At 61.3% G+C, this 1275-nt stretch carries 1 protein-coding gene; it reads left to right on the plus strand.

Annotation, left to right across the window (positions count from 1 at the left end; translation table 11 throughout):
* Positions 1-1275: extracellular solute-binding protein (locus tag EN984_RS35040; RefSeq protein WP_164765943.1), on the plus strand; the 1275-nt coding region annotated here is incomplete at both ends.

Here is a 1275-nt window from a genome sequence, read left to right on the forward strand (position 1 = left end):
AATCTGGTCGTCGAGCCGTTGATGCAGCGCAATGCCGACGAGGCTTTCACGCTCTACGGTTTGTTGGCCGACAGCGCCGACATGGACCCGGAGCGCAAGAGCATCGAATTCCATCTCAATCCGAAGGCCAAATGGTCGGACGGTCAGCCGGTGACGCCGGAGGACGTGCTGTTCAGCTATGACGTCTACACCGAGAAAGGCCGCCCGCCTTACAGCGATCGCATGGCCAGGGTCGCCAAGCTCGAAAAGACCGGCGATCACAGCGTGCGCTTCACCTTCAACGACAAGGCCGATCGCGAATTCCCGCTGATCATCGCGCTGACCCCGATCATCCCGAAGCACGCCTTCGACAAGGAGACTTTCGACAGGACGACGCTCAAGCCGGTGATCGGCAGCGGCCCTTATAGGATCGCGCAGGTGCAGCCCGGCCAGCGCATCGTGTTCAAGCGCAACCCGGACTACTGGGGCAAGGACGTCCCGGCCAAGCGCGGTTTCGACAATTACGACCAGATCACCATCGAGTATTTCCTCAACGCCAACGCCAAGCTCGAAGCGTTCAAGAAAGGCCTTTGCGCCATCGACGACGACAGTGATCCGGTGAAGCGCGAGCGCGATCTCGATTTTCCGGCCTTCCACAAGGGCGACGTCGTCGCCGAAACCTTCGACACCGGCATTCCGCCCGTGGTGACCGGTTTCCTGTTCAACACGCGGTTGCCGAAATTCGCCAACCCTGTCGTGCGGCGCGCGCTCGGCATGCTCTACGACTTTGAATGGGCCAACAAGAACCTGTTCGGCGGCAAATACACGCGCACGATGAGTTACTGGCAGAATTCCGAGCTTTCCGCGATCGGCCATCCGGCCGACGACAGGGAGAAAGCGCTTCTGGCGCCCTACCCCGGCCGCGTCCCGGCCGATGTCATGGACGGTACATGGCGGCCGCCGGTGACCGACGGATCGGGCCAGGACCGCCGCGTGCTGAAGGCAGCCTTCGATCTTTTGAAAAGTGTCGGCTACCACGTGCAGAATGGAACGATGCTCGATCCCGAAGGCAAACCCTTCAGCTTCGAAATCCTGACCGCATCGCAGGACGAGGAGCGCCTTGCCGGCATCTACCAGCGCACGCTGGAGAAGATCGGCATCGATCTCACCATTCGCAGCCTCGACGGCGACCAGATCCAGTCGCGCAAGCAGCGCTTCGACTTTGAGGTCCTGATCGGATCGAGCGGCTTCAACAATTCGTTGTCGCCCGGCATCGAGCAGAGCGGGCGCTGGAGT

Source organism: Mesorhizobium sp. M7A.F.Ca.CA.004.12.1.1 (genome assembly GCF_003997835.1).
Taxonomy (GTDB): domain Bacteria; phylum Pseudomonadota; class Alphaproteobacteria; order Rhizobiales; family Rhizobiaceae; genus Mesorhizobium.